18 protein-coding genes are annotated in these 17,067 nt (G+C 60.9%); 8 read left to right on the forward strand and 10 right to left on the reverse strand.

Annotated features, from left to right (window positions below):
- Nucleotides 1-54: 54 nt before the first annotated feature.
- Nucleotides 55-537 (reverse strand): copper chaperone PCu(A)C, encoded by a 483-nt coding sequence (locus tag WFJ47_RS08185; RefSeq protein ID WP_158625386.1) that lies wholly within the window; start codon nucleotides 535-537, stop codon nucleotides 55-57.
- Between the two features lie 72 nt (nucleotides 538-609).
- On the opposite strand from WFJ47_RS08185, the gene nrdR reads away from it, so the two are divergent.
- The 3 genes from nrdR to thiL are packed head-to-tail and all read left to right on the forward strand — an operon-like array spanning nucleotide 610 to nucleotide 2,562.
- A complete protein-coding gene (gene nrdR, locus WFJ47_RS08190) occupies nucleotides 610-1,116 on the forward strand; it encodes a transcriptional regulator NrdR (protein ID WP_127102209.1) in 507 nt (168 codons plus the stop codon).
- Nucleotides 1,113-1,616, forward strand: a complete 504-nt coding sequence (nusB, locus tag WFJ47_RS08195; RefSeq protein ID WP_336762195.1) for a transcription antitermination factor NusB — start codon at nucleotides 1,113-1,115, stop codon at nucleotides 1,614-1,616. The genes nrdR and nusB overlap by 4 nt, the downstream gene beginning before the upstream one ends.
- Before the next feature lies 1 nt (nucleotide 1,617).
- Entirely contained in the window at nucleotides 1,618-2,562 is a 945-nt protein-coding gene (thiL, locus tag WFJ47_RS08200; RefSeq protein ID WP_336762197.1) for a thiamine-phosphate kinase, read from the forward strand.
- A 162-nt stretch (nucleotides 2,563-2,724) separates the two neighbouring features.
- Here thiL and WFJ47_RS08205 read toward each other — a convergent pair whose 3' ends face one another.
- Complete coding sequence (locus WFJ47_RS08205; protein WP_336762199.1) at nucleotides 2,725-4,014, reverse strand: GNAT family N-acetyltransferase; 1,290 nt, start codon at nucleotides 4,012-4,014, stop codon at nucleotides 2,725-2,727.
- 79 nt (nucleotides 4,015-4,093) lie between these two features.
- Between WFJ47_RS08205 and WFJ47_RS08210 the strand changes: the two genes are divergently transcribed.
- The 4 genes from WFJ47_RS08210 (at nucleotide 4,094) to WFJ47_RS08225 (ending at nucleotide 9,272) form a co-directional block, all read left to right on the forward strand.
- Complete coding sequence (locus WFJ47_RS08210) at nucleotides 4,094-4,900, forward strand: SDR family NAD(P)-dependent oxidoreductase (protein WP_336762201.1); 807 nt, start codon at nucleotides 4,094-4,096, stop codon at nucleotides 4,898-4,900.
- A gap of 124 nt (nucleotides 4,901-5,024) precedes the next feature.
- Entirely contained in the window at nucleotides 5,025-5,999 is a 975-nt protein-coding gene (gene glk / locus WFJ47_RS08215) for a glucokinase (RefSeq protein ID WP_127102205.1), read from the forward strand.
- Nucleotides 6,000-6,362: 363 nt separating this feature from the next.
- The gene (locus WFJ47_RS08220; RefSeq protein WP_336762203.1) at nucleotides 6,363-7,709 is read left to right on the forward strand and encodes a dicarboxylate/amino acid:cation symporter; all 1,347 of its coding nucleotides are present in this window, start codon (nucleotides 6,363-6,365) and stop codon (nucleotides 7,707-7,709) included.
- Between the two features lie 18 nt (nucleotides 7,710-7,727).
- Nucleotides 7,728-9,272, forward strand: coding sequence for an alginate export family protein (locus tag WFJ47_RS08225; RefSeq protein WP_336762205.1), 1,545 nt, complete (start codon nucleotides 7,728-7,730; stop codon nucleotides 9,270-9,272).
- Nucleotides 9,273-9,442: 170 nt separating this feature from the next.
- On the opposite strand, the gene WFJ47_RS08230 is transcribed toward WFJ47_RS08225, so the two are convergent.
- From WFJ47_RS08230 to WFJ47_RS08240, 3 genes are read right to left on the reverse strand one after another with little or no spacing between them, the layout of a single operon-like run.
- Nucleotides 9,443-9,844 carry a DUF934 domain-containing protein gene (locus tag WFJ47_RS08230; protein ID WP_127102202.1) on the reverse strand — a complete coding sequence of 134 codons (402 nt, stop codon included), beginning with the start codon at nucleotides 9,842-9,844 and terminating at the stop codon, nucleotides 9,443-9,445.
- Nucleotides 9,831-11,501: a nitrite/sulfite reductase gene (locus WFJ47_RS08235; RefSeq protein WP_336762208.1), complete on the reverse strand. Its 1,671-nt coding sequence runs from the start codon at nucleotides 11,499-11,501 to the stop codon at nucleotides 9,831-9,833. Before WFJ47_RS08235 ends, WFJ47_RS08230 begins: the two co-directional genes overlap by 14 nt.
- Nucleotides 11,498-11,815, reverse strand: a complete 318-nt coding sequence (locus WFJ47_RS08240) for a DUF2849 domain-containing protein (protein ID WP_336762210.1) — start codon at nucleotides 11,813-11,815, stop codon at nucleotides 11,498-11,500. Before WFJ47_RS08240 ends, WFJ47_RS08235 begins: the two co-directional genes overlap by 4 nt.
- A 210-nt stretch (nucleotides 11,816-12,025) precedes the next feature.
- Between WFJ47_RS08240 and WFJ47_RS08245 the strand changes: the two genes are divergently transcribed.
- Entirely contained in the window at nucleotides 12,026-12,520 is a 495-nt protein-coding gene (locus WFJ47_RS08245; RefSeq protein WP_336762212.1) for a flavin reductase, read from the forward strand.
- Nucleotides 12,521-12,562: 42 nt separating this feature from the next.
- Here the strand turns inward: WFJ47_RS08245 and mtnK are convergent, their stop codons facing one another.
- The 5 genes from mtnK to WFJ47_RS08270 form a co-directional block, all read right to left on the reverse strand.
- The gene (mtnK, locus tag WFJ47_RS08250; RefSeq protein WP_336762214.1) at nucleotides 12,563-13,756 is read right to left on the reverse strand and encodes an S-methyl-5-thioribose kinase; all 1,194 of its coding nucleotides are present in this window, start codon (nucleotides 13,754-13,756) and stop codon (nucleotides 12,563-12,565) included.
- Nucleotides 13,753-14,457, reverse strand: coding sequence for a hypothetical protein (locus tag WFJ47_RS08255; RefSeq protein ID WP_336762216.1), 705 nt, complete (start codon nucleotides 14,455-14,457; stop codon nucleotides 13,753-13,755). Before WFJ47_RS08255 ends, mtnK begins: the two co-directional genes overlap by 4 nt.
- Nucleotides 14,454-15,434, reverse strand: coding sequence for an aldo/keto reductase (locus tag WFJ47_RS08260; protein ID WP_336762218.1), 981 nt, complete (start codon nucleotides 15,432-15,434; stop codon nucleotides 14,454-14,456). The genes WFJ47_RS08255 and WFJ47_RS08260 overlap by 4 nt, the downstream gene beginning before the upstream one ends.
- Nucleotides 15,435-15,513: 79 nt before the next feature.
- Nucleotides 15,514-16,380 (reverse strand): endonuclease/exonuclease/phosphatase family protein, encoded by an 867-nt coding sequence (locus WFJ47_RS08265; RefSeq protein ID WP_336762220.1) that lies wholly within the window; start codon nucleotides 16,378-16,380, stop codon nucleotides 15,514-15,516.
- Entirely contained in the window at nucleotides 16,364-17,038 is a 675-nt protein-coding gene (locus WFJ47_RS08270) for a carbonic anhydrase (protein WP_336762222.1), read from the reverse strand. The genes WFJ47_RS08265 and WFJ47_RS08270 overlap by 17 nt, the downstream gene beginning before the upstream one ends.
- Nucleotides 17,039-17,067: the final 29 nt, after the last annotated feature.

Below are 17,067 nucleotides of genomic sequence, written 5' to 3' on the forward strand. Positions count from 1 at the left end.
TCAATCGCAGCCTCTCGGGTTTTCGGGCGGGGGGCTGCGAGACCGTCCGGGGAGTTATTCTTTCAGCAGGAAGGTCACTGTCGCGGATGTGCCGCCCAGGAAGTTGAAGGTCAGCGGAATTGACTGCCCCGGCTTCGGCCCGTCCGGGAAATCACGACAGATCAGGTGATAGCCTCCCTCGGGGAACACCATCGTCATCTCGGCAGGGATCGTGAAATGTGAAAACAGATTGGCTGTGTGGCTGGTCACTTCCTGCTCGCTGTGAAAGGCCTCGATGGCGCTGCAATCGGGAGAACTGACCCCCGAGATCAGATGCGCCTCGTGTCCCTTGTTGACGATGGTGAAATAGGCAGCGGCCAGACCGGGGAAATGCGGCGCGCGTCGCATCCAGCCTTCGATCGTGATGTCGCGATTGGCGTTTTTCTGGCCCGGCAGGTTGTTATCATCCGTCTGGGCCAGCGCCACGGATGGGAATGACGCGGCACCTGCCATGCAAACTGTCACGAGAGATGCCAGAATAGCTTGCACTCTTGTCACTGATACGCTCCTTTCTGCCCCCGGCCACGGGTCGGGGTCGTGCCATCATCTGCCCATCAGGGGGAAACTCACATGAATTGTCCGTTCTGCGGCCATGAAGATACGCAGGTCAAGGATAGTCGTTCGACAGATGATGGCGCCGCAATCAGGCGTCGACGTGTCTGTGCGGCATGTGCGCAACGCTTCACGACGATCGAACGGGTCCAGCTGCGTGAACTGGTCGTGACGAAGATGGATGGCCGCCGTGTTCCATTCGACCGCGACAAGCTCGCGCGCTCCATTCGTATTGCCCTGCGCAAACGCCCGGTGGAGGAAGAGCGCCAGGAGCGCATCGTCAACGGGTTGGTCCGTCAGCTCGAAGCCTCCGGCGAAGCCGAAATTTCTTCCTCGCGTATCGGCGAATTGGCGATGGATGCATTGCACAGTATCGACGGTGTCGCTTATGTGCGCTTTGCAAGTGTATATCGCGATTTTCGCGAGGTAGAGGCTTTCTCGAAGCTCCTCACGGATATGCGGCCAGGCGAGGAGGGTAGCCCTCTTTCGCCGTCGGGTGAGCACGGGAAAGACAAGGAAGTATGACGATGACAGACCAGCCCAAGAACCAGAATGCGCCTAAGCGCTCGCGCACCGTTGCCCGGGTGGCGGCCGTACAGGCGCTGTTCCAGTGCGAGCAGGGAGGGGAGAATGCCGAGACGGTCATCAGTCAGTTCCAGCGTCACCGTCTTGCTGGCAGCAATGAGGAGGGCTTCGAGGAGGGCTACGTACCTGATGCGGATTTCCGTCTGTTCGGTCTGGTCGTCAAGGGCGCAACCCTCGCCCAGGATCACATTGATGAAGTGCTGAGCGGCGCTCTGCCTTCGACCTGGCCTCTGATGCGTCTCGACCCTGTCCTGCGTGCCCTGCTACGCGCAGCGGTATGGGAATTGGGCGAAGACATTCCCAGCCGCGTCGTCATCAACGAATATCTCGACGTCGCTCATGGCTTTTTCTCCGGCGACGAAGCCCGCCTTGTGAATGGTGTGCTCGACACGTTGGTTAAAAAGCGCAAGGCGACTGGGGACGCGGCTGACGTCTCCTGACATGAGTGGCGGCGAGTTCGACTTCATCGAGCGCTTCTTTCGGCCGCTGGCCGGTGAGGGAGCGCTCGGGCTCAGGGATGACGCGGCCCTTCTGGATGTGCCGGAGGGGAGGCAGCTCATCCTCTCTACCGATACGCTGGTGGAGGCCGTTCACTTTCTCCCTGACGATCCGGCAGAAACGGTGAGCCGCAAATTGCTGCGTGTGAGCCTGTCGGATTGCGCGGCTATGGGCGCTGTGCCGCGCGCCTATCTGCTGAATATCAGCCGCCCTTCCGGCTTCGATGATCTTTGGTTTGCCAGTTTCAGCGCCGGTCTTGCGCATGATCAGGCGCTTTATGACGTGCGCCTTCTTGGCGGCGACACTACCGGGACACGAGGTCCGCTCGTGCTCAGCCTTACGATCATCGGAGAAGTGGCGCGCGGGCGTGCCGTCAGTCGGTGCGGCGCCAAGCCGGGCGATCGGCTCTGGGTGACGGGAACGATCGGCGATGGTGCCATGGGGCTCATGGCGCGCCTCGGAGAGGTGCCCGATGCGGATGGCTATCTGACCGGACGCTATCGCCTGCCGCAGCCCCGTCTCGGGTTCCCTGTCCAGAACTTCGCCTCGGCCGGGATGGATGTCTCTGACGGCCTCGTGCAGGATGCAGGGCATCTTGCCCATGAAAGCGGGGTAGGGATCGATATCGAGGCGGAGGCGGTGCCGCTTTCACCGCAGGTAAGAGCGCTTGGCGGGGCCTGGCTCGAAACCTGCCTGACCGGCGGGGATGACTACGAGCTTCTCTTCACAGCGCCTGAAGAGGCCTCCGATGCGATCCGTCAGGCATCCCGACAGTCGGGGCTTGAAGCGACCCCTATCGGACATGTGCGTGAGGGAAGCGGTGTGCGGGTGCTGAACGGCGCTGGACGTGACGTAAATCTGACACGCAAGGGCTGGCAGCATTTCTGACCGTTGAAGGGAGGTACGGTTCAGGCGTCCTTTCCGCCGGTTGCTGGAACAGCCCTGCGAGCGCGCAGGGTCAATGCAGGCGCCCGGTTCGGATCGCAGGCTCGAAGAGCGCGCCCGAGCGGAAGGCACTGCGCCTTCGGGCTCGTGCGCATCGACCTTCGATCAGTTTAGGGCGATATCTTTCTCGTATACGCGATGCACCTTATTTGGCTCAGGCACGAGGCGTTTGACGAGGTTGAGCATCGGCGTGTTCGTATCGAGGATCCAGCCGAGCTCGACTGACTTATAGGGCAGGGTGGCGCGACGTCGGATGAGTTCGTCGATTGCCAGTGACGGCATCAACGCGCCAAGCAACGTGCCGCGCACCGTGTGCGAGACCCCAAGCAGAATGACACGAGCGGACTCGAACCGATGAGCCAGCAAGCGGGTTCCAAGTTTCGCCCAGCCCAGAGGTGAAGGGGCACCGTCGATATCCCGGGTGATGTCGAAGATGTTCGGCACCACCAGAGCCATGGCTGCAGGCTCACCGGCGCGGTCGATCTGGACGTAATGCTCCGGGCGCAGGACCAGTTTGAGCTGGTTGATCAGATCCGCCATCTCGTAATCCTGAAGGGGCACGAAGTTGTAGGTGCCTGCCCAGGCATCGTTATAAAGCGACCGAAGGACTTCCCCCTGCGCCGTGATCTGCTTCTTGGAAAGATGCGACACGGTGACATCGCCCAGCTTGCCTTCGCCCGGCTTCAGCGCGCCAGGCACGACATGACGATCATTTAGATCATCGGTCAGGTCGAGCTTGAACGTCAGGAGATCACGCGTTCCCTCGAATCCGAGTTCTTCCAGAAACGCGCGGGAGGTTTCAGGATGCCATGGTGTTCCGATCATCGGCGCTTCACGCTGCCCCGCGATCATCAGACCTGACTCGCCGTGATAGCCCAGCGTCACAGGCCCGCGCATACGGTGCATGCCCTGTTCACGCAGCCAGTCTTCTGCAGTATCCAGCAGCGCACGGAAGATTTTCAGATCGGGCAGGGCATCGAGTGCGCCGAACCAGCCGATCTTCTCATCCCAGGCTTCGAGAGCCTTGCCATCCACAACCGCCGAAATACGCCCAACGGGTTTGCCGTCGCGCCACGCCATGAAATAGCGCACGGAGGCATGGCGAAAAATGCCGTTTCGCTTGGGGTTGAGCAGATCGTTCTGCTCCATATCGAGCGGCGCCCGATAGCCCGGCAACCCCTTATAGAGATGCCGTGGCAGGCGTATAAACAGGTCCAGCTCTTTACGAGAGATCACCGGTCGGACAATCAGGGTGTCGCTGGATGGCGTATCCTCAACCTGTCGACGGGCTGGCAAGTCGATCACGGGCGGGTCGATAACGATCTGCTCCATGACGGTCCGCTCACTGACTGATTGGTCAGCGACAATCTGGCGGGGATCTTCTGCGTCCGGCAAGGTTCACTCTCTATCGCGGTAGGCCGGTTTGACCCCATGGTCCAACCCGGCTTCCGTTTCATTGACGAAAGCGCGTTGAATGTCACGTCCCGATCCATTTGCAAAGAAAGAGTTTGCACCCGGTCATGTTCTCATCACCGGGGCATCGGGCGGTCTGGGGCGCGCTTTGGCCAGATATTACGCCGGGCCGGGCACGCGCCTGACGCTCTGGGGCCGTGATCAGACCAGGCTCGACGCTGTTGCTGCCTTGTGTCGTGAGCAGGGAAGCGCGGTAACGTGTCATACGCTGTCCCTGTCCGATCTGGATGCAGGATTGGCGCTTTATCGAGTTTGCTCTGCTGAGCGCGCTGTCGATCTGCTCATTCTGAATGCTGGTGTTTCCGACATACGTCCCGATGGCGCCCTGACTGAAACGGTCGAGGCGGTGAGGGAGGCGGCTCTTGTGAATTATGCGGCGCCCGTCACGCTTGCCACCGAGGCGGCCCAGATGATGGCGGCGCGTGGCGAGGGCCGTATCGTTCTTATCGGATCAGTGGCAGCGCATCACGACCTGCCCTTTGCTTCCGCTTATAGCAGTTCCAAGGCGGGTCTTGCGCGTTTTGCCACCTGCCTTCATGCCGCCATGGTGCCTCACGGCGTGGGTGTCACCCTGATCGAGCCCGGCTATATCGATACCGCGATGAGCCAAAGGCTGGACGGGGCGCGCCCGCTGCTGGTGTCAGCCGAAGATGCAGCGGCCAGAATTGCGCGGGCGGCCCAACGCAATCAGGCGGTTCTGGTCTTTCCGCGCCTCTTTCTGGGGCTCAAATTTCTTTCCGCCATCGTGCCGCGTCCGATCGCGCATTTCCTTCTGCGTCGAGCAAAAGTCAAACAGACACCGCGCTGAGCGCGATTTGTCACCGGGGGTGTTGACGCAGGCCGTGTAGCCTGCGAGTGCTTTGTCACGAAACTCGGAAAAACCGTGCGGAGCGGCCCTGCCAGAGGCTGCTCCCGGCACCCTGGAGCAAGCGATGCAGGATATTGTCACTATCGATATTGGCGGAACGAACGCACGTTTTGCGATCGCCAAGGTCGATCAGGGCCGTGTTGTCGAGCTGGGCGAGGCAACAACCCTCCGTACGGCAGATCATGCAAGTCTGGCTCTTGCCTGGGAGGCTTTCGGGCGCACACTGGATCATCCTCTGCCCCGTTATGCCGGCATGGCCATTGCCTGTCCGATCCAGGGCGAAACGCTCAAGATGACCAATAACCCCTGGATCATTCAGCCGGCCATGCTGGCAGAGCGTCTGCATCTGGAGGACTTTACCCTCGTCAATGATTTTGGCGCCGTGGGTCATGCTGTGGCCCAGATCGACGACAAGTATCTTGAGCATCTGTGCGGGCCGGACCGGCCGCTCCCCACCGAAGGCACGACGACGATCGTTGGTCCGGGCACCGGCCTCGGTGCTGCCTGCCTGCTTCGCCGCAAGGGCCAGTATTTCGTCATCGAAACCGAAGGGGGGCATATCGATTTTGCGCCGCTGGACGAGTTCGAGGACAAGATCCTGCGTGCCCTGCGTCGCCGTTTCCGTCGTGTCTCGGCGGAGCGTATCGTGTCTGGACCCGGCCTGACCAATATCTATGAAACCATCACCGAAATGCAGGGCCTGCCGATCACCATGCGTGATAACAAGGCGCTTTGGGAAATGGCGATGGAGGGGCGTGATTCGATGGCGGCTGCGGCGCTCGAGCGCTTCTTCCTCTCTCTTGGTGCCGTCGCGGGGGATCTGGCCCTTGCGCATCGCGCCCAGGGTGTCGTGATTGCGGGCGGGCTCGGGCTGCGCGTGGCCGATCGCCTCCCGCATTCCGGATTTGCCGAGCGTTTTGTGGCCAAAGGCCGCTTCGAGAGCATGATGGGCGACATGCCGGTCAAGATCATCACCCATCCCCAGCCTGGTCTCTTTGGCGCCGCCGCAGCCTTTGCTTCAGACCATCCCGAGCTGTAAGGCCGGAGCTTCGGGGCCGGGTCTCACACGGGTTCGAGGCGCGACGCAAGTATCAGGCCGGAGCCCCGTCACGCGCTCGGCCAGTCACCGATAGGCAGGGCCTGGCGGCCGTCGTGTTTGACGTGGCTCAGGCCGTGCCTGCACGGTAACCATGCGAAGCATTTGCAAGAAATACCCGGCTTGAGGCCGGGTATTTCTTTTTGTGTCGCCTCCTTTTGTGTCTTTAGTCGAACTGGACCATTCGGCGATTTATCTCGTCAACAAAATGTGCTTTTGCCTTCTGCAAGACTTTGTTTAGTGCATTCGTGATTACAGTTTTGTAATCTTGATTTATCTGGAAGCGATCGGAAAGCAGGGGCCCATATGAAACTAGATCCGACCTTTCCGGAACCCAGCGAGGCCGCACCAGCGGAGCATCGCAAGCCCTTCTGGCGCCACACCTATTTTCAGGTTCTGGCAGCGATCGTGGCGGGGTCGCTTATCGGTCACTTCGCTCCCGAGACAGGGCAGGCGCTCCGGCCATTCGGAGACGGCTTCATTCGTCTCGTGAAGATGATCATTCCGCCTGTCATTTTCCTTACTATCGTGACCGGTATTGCAGGCATGCGTGATCTGCGTGCCGTTGCGCGTGTAGCGGGCAAGACATTCGGTTACTTCCTGTTTTTCTCGACCTTCGCTCTCGTTGTCGGTCTGATCACGGCCAATGTGATCAGGCCAGGGGCGGGCATCCACGCCAAAATCGGGGGTGCCGGTGAGCACGCAGCAAGCGTCGCAGGCTATATCGGCAAGGCTCATGAGAGCAGCATCACTGAGTTCGTTCTCAATATCATACCCGATACCTTCGTCTCTGCGCTCACGACCGGAAACATTCTACAGGCCCTCTTCGTCGCAATCCTGACCGGTATCGGTCTGGCGCTGATGGGCGAGCGCGGCGCGCGCGTCTATGATGTGCTGGAGGAGATTTCGGCGGTTGCGTTCCGTATTGTCGCCATTCTGATGAAGGCGGCTCCGATCGGTGCGTTCGGTGCCATGGCCTTCACAGTGGGCAAATACGGGGCTTCGAGCCTGGCCGATCTCGCCACGCTCGTTGTCACCTTCTATCTGACCGCCTTCCTGTTCGTCTTCGTCGTTCTCGGCATTGTCGGTCGCCTTGCCGGATTCTCGATCCTTCGTCTGATCGCCTATCTGCGCGCCGAGTTGCTTCTGGTTCTCGGCACGTCTTCCTCTGAGAGCGCGCTGCCCAGCCTGATGGCAAAAATGGAATCCGCTGGATGCCCGAAAAGCATCGTCGGGCTCGTGGTGCCCATGGGCTATTCGTTCAATCTCGACGGAACGAATATCTACATGACGCTCGCTGCGCTGTTCATCGCGCAGGCCTATGACATTCATCTCAGCTTCGGGCAGCAGATCCTGCTGCTGGGCATGGCCATGCTGTCTTCGAAGGGCGCGGCCGGAGTCACGGGGGCGGGCTTCATCACCCTTGCTGCGACATTGTCCATCCTGCCGACGATCCCTGTCGCAGGGATCGCGCTTATTCTTGGTGTCGATCGATTCATGAGCGAATGCCGCAGCCTCACCAACTTCATCGGCAATGCCGTCGCGACAATTGTCGTCGCACGGTGGGAGGGCGTTCTGGACCGTAGCAAGCTCGCTCTGGCGTTGCGTGGCGAGCAATCGGGTCTGGCAGCGCCGCCCGTCATTCCTGAGTGATCACCTGGGACACGTGTCATGCCAGATTGGTTCTCTTTCCCCCAGTCTTTCCGGACGCGGCGCGTCATATATTGCGGCACGGCGCTTGGTGTGCTGGCGCTTGGTATGCTGACACCGGGCTGCCAGGCACTGGCCCAGGGGCATAACCCGGCTCCCGATCCGACATCACAGACACGCGCGCCTGCCGAACCGGCGGTCAGTGCCTATCCTGCTCCCGCAGCGGGGGACGGGCTTACGACGTCGGGCTACAACCTCTCGCGCTGGGCCGAGGACTGGACGAAGATGCGCGATGCGAAAAACCGTCGTGACTTTCTCGATCGACTCAAATTCCTGCCGCTCAATCGCTCCCAGAACATCTATCTGACGTTTTCGGGTGAAATGCGACTGCGGCTCAACCAGACGAGCAACCCCAATCTGCGTAAGGGGCCACGCCAGAGGCAGGACATCATGCGGCTTGTGGGAGGGGCGGATCTACATATCACACGCTATTTCCGTGCCTTCGGCGAACTCGCTCACGGTGGCATTTCCGGCCCCAATATCGGAACTCCCGCAGCCTCGATGCGCAACAAGCTCGTGCTTCAGCAATATTTTGCCGAGGCTGACGCGCCCTTGAAAGCCGTGAACATCGGCGCGCGCTATGGCCGCCAGGAATTCACGGACGGCGCCAATCTCATGACGTCGCAGCGGGATAACAACACGCTCCGCTTCGTGCTCAACGGAACGCGTTTCTGGGTGCGCGGCCGTATGATCAGGGGAGATTTCTTCGATTTCCGCTATACGCGCCTCGGTCGCGGAGGTGTACGCGATGATGTGGTGGATCGCGGGATCCGCTTCTCCGGCGGCACTGGCGGGTTGGTGATCCCCAAGGATTTTCTCGGTAAATCCAAGCTTTACCTCGATCCCTTCGTATGGCGTTTGCGCAACAGGCGTGCGGTCTGGGGCACAGGCCCGGCGCGTGAGGACCGGATGTATTACGGGGTCAGGCTCTGGGGGGATGTACAGCGGCTGACGATCGACTGGGTCGGCAATTATCAGGGCGGCCATTACGACGGGCGCACGATCGCGGCCTGGCAGTTTTTTCTTGCGCAGACTTATCGGCTGGGCAAGGCGCCCACATCGCCGCGTATCGGTTTTCATGCCGATTATGCCAGTGGTGGCGGCGCGTTCGGAAAGGGCACAATGCGCAATGCGCTCGCCCCGTTCGGCAATAACATCTATTATAGCTACCAGCTTTTTCTGACCCCGACGAACCTTGTGGCCCTGGCGCCGAATATCACTGTTTCTCCGTTGGAAAGTCTGCGTCTGACGATCGAGCATCAATTTGCTTGGCGTGCGACCGTGCTCGATGCCGTGTATCGCGCCAACGGGACAGCCTTTGCAGGTACACAGAACACGCGCGCGCGCCGTGTGGCCCAGTCGACGCGCGCTCAGGCGGTCTTCACCTGGACGCCACGCCTGACGTTCACTGGACGCTACGAGCATTTACAGGCTGGACCTGCGCTCACGCGCGCCGGTTATACAAGCTCGGATTTTTTTGCCGGCTGGGCAAATTACCGCTTCTGAAACGCGCTATTCCTGCCCTTGGGGTCGGGGAAGACGCGACGTGATACGTGCGTCTGCGCGTCCCCGGATACGATCATCTGTATGGCTCTGATTGATGGGCGGTCCGCGCAGCAGAGGGGGTGAGAAGCCGGGGACAGGAGCGACCCCGGCACTTATATCGGGCAACGGCCTTAGCGCAGGCCCAATCGAGCCTGATAAGTAACAGGAAAGAGCGAAAGGGCGCGTAACCAGGGCGTCTCATCCACGTCATCCCCGAGCAGGACGCAATCGACGCCGCAACTCCGCAGGAACTGGGCCTGATCCGGAATCAGATGACCCTCGGCCCGTATCTCACCGGCAAAGCCGTAATACTCGCGCAGGGCCCGTGCCTGCGTGAAACCGCGTCCGTCACGAAAGATCGGGAAGGTCACGATGATCAGATCGAGATGATCGAGCGCTGTTTCCAGGGTCTCGACATCAAAATCAGGCGTGAGGCGTATCGCGCGGGTCGCCTCGGTCATTTCGGCAACAGGGACGATCTCCAGCGTCGGCGGGGCGGGATGACGCGCCGGTCCGAGCTCAAACTGTTTCATAAGCGGCTTCCTTGAACGGCGTATCGCCAAGACGTGTCAGGGTGTCCAGAAAGGCCTCTCCTTTGACCCGCACACTCAGATAACGATCGACGATGCGGGCAATGGCATCGACCATGTCATCTTCCGGCAGGGCGGCCCCAAGGATGTCGCCCGTGCGCGACAGATCATCATCGCGACCGCCAAGCGTGATCTGGAAGAATTCCTCGCCACGCTTGTCGACACCGAGCAGGCCGATATGACCGACATGATGATGGCCACAGGCGTTGATGCAGCCCGAGATATTGATTCGGAGCCTGCCGATTTCTTCCTGCAGAGCATTATCGGCAAAGCGCGCGCTCAACTTCTGTGCGATCGGAATGGAGCGCGCGTTGGCAAGAGCGCAGTAATCGAGCCCGGGGCAGGCGACGATATCGCCGATCAGTTCGTGATTGGCATCACCGAGACCGATGGCGACCAAGGCCTGCCAGAGCGCATGCAGACGATCCTGGGCCACATGGGCAAGCACAACATTCTGCAAATGGGTGATGCGCAGCTCCCCGAAGGAATACTGGTCCGCCAGATCGGCCAGTCGGTCCATCTGGTCCGAGGTGGCGTCGCCCGGAATGCCGCCAGCCGGCTTGATCGATACCGTCACGGCAATACGACCGGGGGCGAAATGCGGATGAGTATTGCTGCGTACCCAGCGGTCAAAGTCAGGATCGGCGGCGCGATCGCGCCTGAGCACGGCTTCTGCCTGCGGTTCGGCGCTCAGGTCGGGCGCGGCGAAACGCGCGCGAATGGCGTCGACCGTTTCCGGCGCAAGTCGGTAATGGGCGGGGTCCATACGCGAGAGTTCGTGCTCTACCGCCTTGCGGTAACCGTCGATCCCGAGCGCCTGCACCAGAATCTTGATACGCGCCTTGTAGATGTTATCGCGTCGTCCATACGCGTTATAGACGCGCAGGATCGCCTCAAGGGTCATGAGCAGGTCCGGCTCGGCTACTGAATCGAAGAGTTCATGCCCGACCAGCGGCGTACGTCCCAGTCCACCGCCTACAAAGATGCGGAAGAGCGGTCCGTGCTCTCCGGGGCGGGCAAGAATGCCGATATCGTGGAAGCGCGCCGCGACGCGATCCTGCGGGCTGCCCGAGATGGCGATCTTGAATTTGCGCGGAAGGAACGTGAATTCGGGATGCAGGGTAGACCACTGACGCAGGATCTCGGCGTGGACACGGGGATCCATCAATTCGTCAGCCGCAGCCCCGGCAAACTGGTCACAGGTAACGTTACGAATGCAGTTACCGCTGGTCTGGATTGCATGCATATCCACGTCGGCCAACTGTCTCAGGATCTCCGGTGTGTCTTCCAGACGGATCCAGTTGAACTGGATGTTCTGGCGCGTGGTGAAATGGCCGTAATCGCGGTCGTAACGACGCCCGATATGGGCAAGCTTGCGCATCTGACGCGAGTCCAGAACGCCATAGGGAATGGCCACGCGCAGCATATAGGCGTGAAGCTGCAAATAGAGGCCATTCATCAGGCGCAGGGGTTTGAACTCATCCTCGCTCAATTCACCGCTCAGGCGTCGCTGCACCTGACCTTCGAATTCCGAGATGCGTGAGGCGAGAAACTCACGGTCCGCCGTCTGATACTGGTAGTGACCGACAGGCGCGTTCATGCGTCCAACTCCGTAGCAAATTGCGGATGAACCGTAGGGCCAAACGCTCTGATCCGCTCCCTCACGCTCACCGGCTGGGCGACCGGCCCTGGTCGGACCACCACCTCATATACTCCGACCACACCATCATCCTGTGCCGATTTCGTGGCAATTTCGAGTGTCGACTCGTAAAGCTCCGGCGGGAGGATTGCCGCATGCGTGATCGATCGCTGCCAGGCGCCACTGGCATCGCGCCAGACGATAAGTCCGTCGAGCAATCTGTTGGCCGTCAGCACGAGTGCCTCGCCAGCGCCTATGCGTATCGCCCTTTTCATGGTCGCTCCCGCCCCGATTAAGCTTTTCACAGTGTGGAATATAATCTATCCACGATGATCGTGTGTTTATATCTCAGGAAACCGTGTCTTGGGCAAGGCGCTAAACTGCGCCCGCAATGAACAAGTTGCGTCCATCCTCTTGCAGCGATAGCCCATTGCCGCATACCGGATGTCCAATCGCCGCTGGCCAATCTGTCTGGAGCCTCTGCCATGCCTGACCGCCCCCCCTTGTCGAAGGAACTCTTTCGTGACGCGATGGCGCGCCTTGCAAGCGCCGTAACCATCATCACGACTGATGGTGAAGAGGGGCGCTGTGGCTTCACGGCTTCGGCGGTGTGCAGTGTTTCCGACGATCCTGCCACCTTGCTCGTCTGCGTGAATCGCTCGGCGACAACCCATGCTCATCTAGTGCGCAACAACCTGCTCGCCATCAATGTTCTTGCCCATGAGCAGGAGGCCCTCTCGGGGCTGTTCGGGTCGTCCCGCTACTCCATGGAGCAACGCTTCGCCTCAGGCATCTGGCGAAAGGGCGAGATCGGGATGCCCGTTCTGCAGGGCGCGCTCGTAACGCTGGAGTGCCGTGTCAGCCTGACGCAGGAGATCGGTACCCATACTGTGTTCTTCGTCGAGCCGCTCTGCGCCGAATTCAATCGCGATGAGGCGAACGGTCTCGTCTGGTTCGATCGGGCCTATCGACGGGCCTGACCAGTTGGGGATGCGGCGCGGTGCCGCGCCACATCAGGAACGTCAGATCATGCCCAGTAAGGCCTCAGGGCTGTCGATCTGAAAGGCTCGCTGAATGAGCGCACGCCCCGTGATCAGGGCACGGCGCCTTGCCTCGACTTCCTGCTCCCGGTCCTGACTGGCCTCGTAATCGGCAATCTGCGCGAAGCCGATGGTGCGGCGAACCAGTTCCAGACCGGCAAATCCCGCGCAATCATGCATGACCTGCTGGAAGAATCTTGTGCGCTCGGCGGACGAGACTGTTGGGCGCGACAGTGACCCCACATCGCCGCGCGCGCCGCTCTGTTCCCAACGTTCCAGATAGGCGTGGCGAAATCCGGACCAGAGCAGCGCAATCTCGTCACGCATCCACGCGTCGTGCTCGGGCTGTGCGTACGCATTCATGATCAGATTGGCCGTGAACATACCCAGATCGAAGCCGATTGGTCCGTAAAGGGCGAATTCCCCATCGATCACGCGCACATCATCGCCGCAGATCATGACAGAGCCCGTGTGCAGGTCGCCATGAAGCAGGGCCTGACCGCAGGAAAGAAAGCGCTCCTGCAGGCGTTCCACCGCAGCGTGAAGCGCGCTGTCTTGCTGAATCGCGGTCACGAGATCGTCGAGGGCCGGGCTGATCCAGTGGTTGCGCGCGCAGTCGCGACGATAGGGATCCGTCAGGATCAGATCCACGGTTATCCGGGTCAGGGCCAGATTGCGCGAGAAGATATCGCGCATGGCGTGTACATCCTCGAACGGCATGGCACGCCATGAAGTCGCAAAGCTCGCATGACCGACAAATTCACCGATGCGCGCCGCAAAGCCGGCCGGCGCCAATCCTGCGATCAGCGCTCCGCGCAAGACGTGATGCGTCGCGAGATTTTCCATCACAATCAGAAACAACCCCTCATCGAGATGATAGAGGGTCGGAATCTGATGCCCGACGGCCGGGCTTACATGCTGCATCCAGCGTGCCTCGAACAGAGTCCGTTCCAGAGGCATGGCCCAGGAAGGATCAACCCGGACATAGGGCAGGGATTGCTTGCAGCACACGCTACCGAGCGGCCCCGAAACGATGAACACCGTATTGAGATTTCCGTCGCTGACTTCGCGCGCACCCCAATCCGCCGTATTGCCGCCCAGTATGGCCGACACCGAAGGGAGAGCCGCGAGCGTGTCGATCAGCCCGGAGGCCGTGAGGGGACGATAGGCACTCATGGGTCAAGACGCTCCAGCATGGCTTTCGTGGTCGGCAGGACATGGCCCGAAAGCGAGGCAACCAGATGCCTCTCGTGACAGGCAATCTGATCGTATTCGTCATTGGCGCGCGCCTGCCAAGCCGCTCTGATGGCGGCGAAAGACAGATCGGTGCGGATCATGAAGCCAAGATCGACAATATGCGTGTGATCATGCTCGCAGGCGAGCAGGGGGCCGCTCAGGGTAACCGCGCCTGACAGACCGACTTCCTCGTCGAGCTCGGCCAGAAGCTGGGCGCCGAGGTCCACGGTGTCGGCGTCCTCCCGCGCTTCGACACTGCCAGCGGGAACGCCCTGCCAATACCCGGGCAGATACAGGGAGTTCGGATTGCGTCGCCCCAGAACGACGCCGTCCGGGCAGAGAAGCAGTCCCGTGACGGCCAGGGAGCGTAGATTGAGACGTGCCGCGAGTTCGGGCGCCCGCATCTGGGCGAGAACCCAGCGATATTCGCACCAGAAACCGGAGAGAGCATCTGGGGAAAGAGAGGAGAGGCAGAAGACGCGGCCATTATAGAGCCCCGGATGCGCCTTGAGTGCGTCGTGCCATTGCGCTTCGATCGCGGCCTCGAGATCGGGATCATCCAGAACCGGGGCGGGATGGCAGGTGATGCTCAGGGCCGTTGCGAGGCTCGTAACTGGCCAGGGGGCGCTTATCGGGTTCATGCGGGCTTCCTTTCCGCGGCAAGCAGCGCATCCAGTTCAGCCTTCATCGCATCGTCCAGGGTCAGTGCGCAGGATCGTGCATTCTGCAGCAATTGCTCCTCGCTTGTGGCTCCGGCGATCACGCTTCCCACTACGTCATGGCGCAGCAGCCATTGGAAGGCGAGATCGGAGAGGCTGTGGTCGTGGCGGGTTGCGAGCGCCTGCGCACCCTCGATGAATGACCAGACAGCGTCCGACCGGTAGCGCTCCTGGAGATAAGTCCAGGCGGCCAGGCGTGATCCTTCCGGCGGGGCGGTGTCGCGTTGATACTTACCCGTCAACATACCGGAGGCGAGGGGGAAATAGGGCAGGAGTCCCAGGCCAAACTGCTTTAACGCCGGGATGAGAGCGGTCTCGGCGCCGCGCTCCAGCAGGGAGAACTCATCCTGGCAGGCGATGATTCCCGAGAGTCGTTCCCGTCGGGCAATATGGCAGGCATCGGCGATCTGCCAGGCGGGGAGATTGGACACGCCTGCATAGCGTATCTTGCCGCTGCGGATGAGGTCGTCGAGCGCACGCAGGGTTTCCTCCAGCGGGGTGCGCGGGTCAGGACAATGAAGCTGATAGAGGTCGATCCAGTCTGTTTTCAGTCGGCGCAGACTGGCTTCGACCGCCGTCACGATATAGCGGCGCGACGCCCCGGATGCGCGTCCCGCAGGATCGTCGCCCTCGCACATTTTCATCCCGAATTTGGTGGCGACCACCACCTCCGCGCGATGACCCTCGAGCGCTGCGCCGAGTGCCTCTTCCGACGCACCTGCATGCGCGTCGCGCCGTCCGTAGACATCAGCCACATCGAAGAGTGTGATCCCGAGATCCCGCGCGCATGAGACGAGACGGGCGGAGCGCGAAGCGTCTACACGCCCCCCCAGATTATTGCAGCCAAGCCCGAGTTCCGAGACAATCAGCCCCGACTGTCCCAGAGAACGATAGCGCATGACCAGATCCCCCCTCCCGATGATGACGCAGATCATAGGCCAGCGCCGCGCCGATGCACAATCGAGCCAGCGCCCTGGATCAGCGTGGCGAGAGACGCACCGATACCGGGCAATGATCGGATAAAACGAAGGCCGGCGTGGACTTTGGCGGGAGCATCACGCGCAGGCTGCCGGAAATGAGCCAGTTCCGGGCCTGCCCTCCGAGCAGAATGTGATCGATGAAATAGCTGCCCCCTTCGCAGGGGCTGGCCAGCCCGGAAGTGACCAGAAGAGGCTGCGCCGCATCGACCAGGGCGCGGTAATACGGATCCTGCAGGGTGAGTCGGCGGTTGAAATCACCGATAATCGCATAGGCCTCGCCCTCGTCTTCGCGCTCGGCGATCCAGTCCGACAGGATGGCGATCTGCTCGCGCAGCACAGGACAGGCATGTCGGCTCTCGGTCCAGCTGCGCTCCCAGCAGCCGGATTTGAGATGGATCACCAGGAGGCGGAGCCGATAGCTCCCATCACTGACGACGACATCAAGACCCGGTCTCAGGGCGTGACCTCCATGCTGGGGAGAGCGGTCAAGCGCACGGAGTTCGTGCTGGACCACCACGTGCCATGGCGCGCGGAGAGCGAGGCCGAGATTCTGCGCAATGGGCGCATGGCTCAGGACGAGATGATAGAGCAGGGGCGGGAAGAGTTGCGCGAGCGCAGCCTCATTGGCGACTTCCTGGACTGCGATGATATCCGCATCGAGACGCGCCGCCTCCGCGGTGAGGGCGGCCCAGTCCCTGCCTGAACGAGAGGGAATATTGGGAGGCAGGTCTGCTCGCGCTGAGGCAGGCAGGATCAGCCAGTCAAGATTCCATGTGGCAATCTTGAGGGGAGACGCTTCGGCTGACGGGGCAAAGACCCAGACAGCCAGAAGCAGCCCCAAAAGCCAATCAGGCCTGGACGCCAAGATCGCTCAGAACATCGCGCACCGTGCGCTCCTGACGGGTCTGCTCGTCGATCACGACGACCTGACCCGAACCGATATCGTAGAACCAGCCCTGAAGGGCGATTTCGCCCGCGGCCAAGGCCCCGACCACGGCTGGATGGGTGCGCAGATGGGCGAGCTGAAGCAGTACGTTCTGCTGGGCCAGTTCCTTGACGGTTTCCGGCCCCGCGTCTTCGGCCTTCAGCGGGCCGAGAGCGGCGCGAGCTGCTTCGGCATTACGCAGCCAACGCGCTACTGTGGGCATCGCATCGAATTTCGGGTTGTTCAGATCGCACAAGGCGCCCATCGCGCCACAATTCGAGTGACCACAAACAACGATATGCTTAACCTTGAGCACGAGCACGGCGTATTCAATGGCGGAGGAAACCGCACCGAGCATTTCGCCATGCGGCGGGACGATATTGCCGACATTGCGCACAATGAACAGGTCACCCGGCGCGGTCTGGGTGATCATGCTCGGGTTGATACGGCTATCGGAGCAGGTGATGAACAGGGTGGAAGGCGACTGGCCATCGGCAAGACTTTCGAAAAGCTCGCGATGCTCTTCGTAGACTTCGTCGTCGAAATGCTGCACGCCCTTGAGCAGGGCAATCAGGCTGTTTTCGATTTCACTCTTCATCGAGACCTCATCTGAAAGATTGCTGTTGC

This window comes from Asaia sp. VD9 (assembly GCF_037150015.1).
Taxonomy (GTDB): Bacteria; Pseudomonadota; Alphaproteobacteria; order Acetobacterales; family Acetobacteraceae; genus Asaia.